Origin of the sequence: Streptomyces filipinensis, from assembly GCF_014649495.1 — a bacterium.
Lineage (GTDB): Bacteria > Actinomycetota > Actinomycetes > Streptomycetales > Streptomycetaceae > Streptomyces > Streptomyces filipinensis.
Map to the genome: position 1 here is coordinate 1 of NZ_BMTD01000054.1, position 5,441 is coordinate 5,441.

The 5,441-nt window shown below is 72.9% G+C and carries 2 protein-coding genes; both read left to right on the plus strand.

Annotation, left to right across the window (positions count from 1 at the left end; genetic code table 11):
- Positions 1-3,615 (plus strand): SDR family NAD(P)-dependent oxidoreductase (locus tag IE244_RS41350; RefSeq protein WP_191878739.1); only part of this gene is annotated, 3,615 nt, incomplete at its 5' end.
- A 34-nt stretch (positions 3,616-3,649) separates the two neighbouring features.
- A partial coding sequence (locus IE244_RS41355) for a type I polyketide synthase (RefSeq protein WP_191878740.1) occupies positions 3,650-5,441 on the plus strand: 1,792 nt, incomplete at its 3' end.

The window sequence follows — 5,441 nt, forward strand, 5'->3', positions numbered from 1 at the left end:
ACGCTTCATCAGACGGGTTCGACGCAGCCGGCGTTGTTCGCGGTCGAGGTGGCGTTGTTCCGGTTGCTGGAGTCGTGGGGTGTGCGGCCGGATTACGTGGCCGGTCACTCGGTGGGTGAGATCGCGGCTGCTCATGTGGCGGGTGTGTTGTCGCTGGAGGACGCGGCGAAGCTGGTGTCGGCGCGTGCGGCGTTGATGCAGGCGCTGCCCGCGGGTGGTGCGATGGTCGCGGTCCAGGCGACCGAGGACGAGATCCTTCCCCACCTGACCGACGGGGTCGGTATCGCGGCGATCAACGGCCCGCAGTCCGTCGTGGTCTCCGGCGCCGAAGAGGCGGTTGCCGCCGTCGGTGAAGTCTTCCGTGAGCGGGGTCGTAAGACGTCCCGGTTGAGGGTCAGTCATGCGTTCCATTCACCGTTGATGGATCCGATGTTGGAGGAGTTCGCGGAGGCCGTCAGCGGTCTGGTCTTCAACGAGCCGCGGATTCCTGTCGTTTCGAACCTGAGCGGCCGGCTGGCCGAGCCGTACACGCCCGAGTACTGGGTGCGGCACGTGCGTGAGGCGGTCCGTTTCGCCGACGGTGTGCGGACCCTGCACGGGCTGGGCGTGGCCACGTTCGTGGAGATCGGTCCCGGCGGCGTCCTCAGTGCCCTCGCCCAGGGCTGCCTCGATGAGGACGCGGACATCGTCACCGTTCCCGCGCTGCGCGCCGACCGCCCCGAACCCCAGGCGCTCACTCTCGCACTCGGGCAGTTGCACGCGCATGGGATCTCCCCGGACTGGCAGGCGCTCTTCCCGGGCGCCCGGCGTGTCGACCTGCCCACGTACGCCTTCCAGCGCGAGCGCTACTGGCTCGAAGGTACGGCCACCCTCGACGTCTCCTCGGCGGGCCTGGACTCCTCCGGCCACCCCCTGCTCGGCGCGGTCGTGGAGACCGCCGGCACACGGGAGGTGCTGTTCACCGGCCGGCTGTCCCCGGCCGACCTGCCCTGGATCGCGGAACACACGGTCGGCGGTGTGCCGGTGCTCCCGGTCGCCGCGTTCGCGGAGCTCGCCCTGGCTGCGGGACGGCAGGCCGGGTTCCCGCACATGGAACAGCTCGACGTGGACACCCCGCTGGTGGTGGCCGAACAGGGCGCCGTCCGCATCCAGGTGCAGGTCGGTGCGGGCGACGACCCCGACCGGCGCTCGGTGCGCGTCCTCAGCCGACCCGCTGCCGGCGGCGTCGGCGAGCCGTGGGTCTGCCACGTCACCGGAGAACTCACCCGGAACGCCCCGGCGCCGGAGTTCGACATGATGATCTGGCCGCCGACGGGTGCCGAACCCGTGGACGTCGAGGACCGGCCGTGCCTGCGCGCCGCCTGGCGCGCCGGGGACGAGCTGTACGCCGAGGCCGCACTGCCGGTCACGGAGCGGGACCGGGCGGACCGCTACGGTCTGCACCCCGTACTGCTGGACGCCGTCCTCGGCATGCTGGCGTCGGACCGCGCCGAAGACTCCGGTGAGGTGCTCATGCCCTACGCCTGGAGCGGCATGTCCGTGCACACCCCGGGGGCCGGGGCCGTGCGCCTGCGCATCCGGCCCGCCGGCGACGACGCGGTGGCGATCGAACTGTCCGGCACCGACGGCTCTCCCGTCGCCTCGGTCGCCTCGGTCCGGACGCGGACCATGTCCCCGCAGCAGGTGCTGGCCTCGCGTGTGGCGCACCAGGACTGGATGTTCGAGGTCGACTGGGTCGAACACACCACGGCTTCCGCTTCCGAGGCCGAGTGGGCGGTCCTCGGCGATGCGGGTTCCTACGCCGGCATCGACGCGCTCCGCAAAGCCGTCGACGGCGGTGCGGCCACGCCTGCCCATGTCCTGCTGTCCTGCGCCCCGAGCGAGGGCGATGCCGCCGTGGCGACGCGCGCGCTGCTCGCCGGCGTGCTGTCGGTCGTCCAGGAGTGGGTCGCCGACGAGCGGTTCTGCGACGCACGGCTCGTGGTGATGACCCGCGGGGCCGTCGAGTTGGGCGGCACGGCTCCTGACCTCGCGCACGCCGCGGTCGCCGGTCTGGTGAAGTCCGCCCAGAGCGAGCACCCGGACCGGCTCCTGCTCGTCGACGTGGACGACTCGGTCGCCGACGGCGGCGTCGAGCCGGCGCTGGCAGCGGCGCTCGCCGGTCTGGACGAGCCGCAGGCCGCGGTGCGCGACGGAAAGCTGTATGTGCCGCGCCTCGCCCGGATCACCCCGCCCGAGGAGCCCACCGGTCACGCCTGGAACCCCGAGGGGACCGTGCTGCTCACCGGCGCGACCGGTGGCCTCGGACGGTCGCTCGCGCGACACCTCGTCGCCGAACGCGGCGCCCGGAGGCTGCTGCTGGCCAGCCGCCGCGGCCCCACGGCCGAAGGCGTCGGTGAACTCGTTTCCGCGCTCGGGGAGTTGGGCGCGCACGTCGACGTGGCCGCCTGTGACATCGCGGACCGGGACGCCGTCGCGGAACTGCTGGCCTCGATCCCGGCCGAGCACCCGCTCGTGGCCGTGGTGCACGCGGCGGCGGCCCTGGACGACGGCGTGGTCACGACCCTGACCCCGGAGCACTTGGACACGGTGCTGCGGCCCAAGGCCGACGGTGCGCTGCACCTGCACGAGCTGACCCGGGACCTGGACCTCTCCGCGTTCGTGCTCTTCTCCTCCCTGGCCGGAGTCCTGGGCAGCGCCGGCGCGGCGAGCTACGCCGCGGCGAACGCCTTCCTGGACGGGCTGGCGCGGCAGCGCCGGGCCGCGGGACTGCCCGGGACCTCGCTGGCGTGGGGCCTGTGGACGGACAACGGCGGCATGGGCGACCGGATCACCGACGCCGACCGCAACCGGATGGGGCGGGCCGGAGTCGTGCCGTTCACCCCGGCGGAGGGGCTTGCCCTGTTCGACGCCACCCTCACCGTGGACCGGCCGGTGATCGTGCCGGTCCGGCTGGATGTTCCGGGACTGCGCGCCATGGCCCGCGCCGGCATGCTGCCCGTCGTCTTCCGCGACCTCGTGGGCGGCGCCGGCACCGAGGCCGGCGAGACCGCGGCCGCGGGCACCTCCGCCCTGGCCCGCCGCCTCGCCGGGATGCCGGAGGCCGACCAGGAGAAGATCCTGCTGGACCTGGTGCGCCATCAGGCGGCAGCCGCCCTCGGCCACGCCGACGCCGCCCGCATCGAGCCCACCACGGCCTTCAGGGACATCGGCTTCGACTCCTTGACCGCCGTGGAGCTCCGCAACCGGCTCAAGGCCGCGACCGGGCTCCGGCTCAAGCCCACCCTCGTCTTCGACCACCCCAACCCCGTCGCGATCGCCCGGCTCCTGCACAAGGACCTGGTGCTCGACCTCACCGCCGAGGCCCCGCCCGTGCTCGGGGAACTGGACCGGCTGGAGGCACAGCTCGCCGCGCTCGCTCCCGAGGACGCGGTACGGGACAAGGTCACCGCCCGGCTCAAGGCGCTGCTCTGGAAGTGGACCGACAGCCACCAGGACGCCGCGGCGAACGCCGCCGACGCGGGCCTCGGCACCGACCACGACTTGGACCGGATCGACGCCGCCACCGACGACGAGATGTTCGACCTCATCGACCAAGAGCTCGGGTCTCTCTGACTCTTCTCACGCACTGCTACCGAGGACGCAAAACATGTCGAACGATGACAAGCTCAGGGACTACCTCAAGCGCGTGATGGTGGACCTGCGCCAGACCCGCAGGCAGATGGGTGAGCTGGAGGCGAAGGACACCGAGCCCATCGCCATCGTCGGGATGGCCTGCCGCTACCCGGGCGGGGTCGGCTCGCCCGAGGACCTGTGGCGGCTGGTCGCCTCGGGTGGCGACGGGGTGTCCGAGTTCCCCACCGACCGCGGCTGGGACCTGGACACGCTCTACGACCCCGAGCCCGGGCGGACCGGCCGCACGTACGTGCGTGAGGGCGGCTTCCTCTACGACGCCGGCGAGTTCGACCCCGCGTTCTTCGGGATCTCCCCCCGCGAGGCCCTGGTCATGGACCCGCAGCAGCGGCTGCTCCTGCAGACTTCCTGGGAGGCCTTCGAACGCGCGGGCATCGACCCCGCCACCGCACGCGGCACCCGGGCCGGCGTGTTCGTCGGCACCAACGGCCAGGACCACGCCTACCTCCAGCGGCAGGGCGACAGCGACATCGAGGCCCACCTCGTCACCGCGAACACCGCCGCCGTGGTGTCCGGCCGCATCTCCTACTCCCTCGGCCTCGAAGGCCCGGCGGTCACCGTCGACACGGCCTGCTCGTCCTCGCTGGTGGCACTCCACCTGGCCACCCAGGCGCTGCGCCGCGGCGAGTGCTCGCTCGCCCTGGCCGGCGGCGTGACCGTGATGGCCACGCCGAACACCTTCATCGCGTTCAGCGCGCAGCGCGGCCTGTCACCCGACGGCCGCTGCCGCGCGTTCTCCTCGACCGCCGACGGTACGGGCATGTCCGAAGGCGTCGGCGTGCTCCTGCTGGAGCGGCTCTCCGACGCCCGCCGGCTCGGCCACGACGTGCTCGCCGTCGTCCGCGGCAGCGCCGTCAACCAGGACGGCGCATCCAACGGCCTCACCGCCCCGAACGGCCCGTCGCAGGAGCGCGTGATCCGGCAGGCGCTGGAGAACGCGCGCCTGACCGCCTCCCAGGTCGACGCGGTCGAGGCACACGGCACGGCCACCACGCTCGGCGACCCGATCGAGGCGGAGGCACTCCTCGCCACGTACGGCCGGGAACACGCGGGGGACCGGCCGCTGTGGCTGGGATCCGTCAAGTCCAACATCGGTCACACGCAGGCCGCCGCGGGTGTCGCCGGTGTGATCAAGATGGTGATGGCCATCCGCAACGGCATCCTGCCGCAGACGCTGCACGTGGACGAGCCCACCGCTCAGGTCGACTGGTCGGCGGGCGGGGTCAAGCTGCTGACCGAGGCCGTCGCATGGCCCGAATCGGACCACCCCCGCCGGGCAGCGGTGTCCTCCTTCGGCGTCAGCGGCACCAACGCGCACACGATCATCGAGCAGGCCCCGGCCCTCGACGAGGAGCCCGCACCCGGGACGGCCGCCCCGGGACCGGTCCCGTGGGTGCTCTCGGCGAAGAGCGACGCGGCGCTGCGCGCCCAGGCGAAACGCCTGCTCTCCTCCCTGGAGGACGGCCGCAGCGGCGACCGCTCGCCGACCGACATCGGCTTCTCCCTCGCCACGACGCGCACGGCCTGGGACCGCCGGGCCGCGGTCGTCGGCGCGAGCCTGGAGGAACTCACCGAAGGCGTACGGGCACTGGCGTCAGGCACCCCGTCCGCGGCCGTCGTCCCGAACGCGGCCCGCCTCGGCGACAAGGTCGGGTTCCTGTTCTCGGGTCAGGGTTCGCAGCGGCTGGGGATGGGGCGCGAACTCTACGACACGTTCCCGGTGTTCGCGGCGGCGTATGACGAGGTGT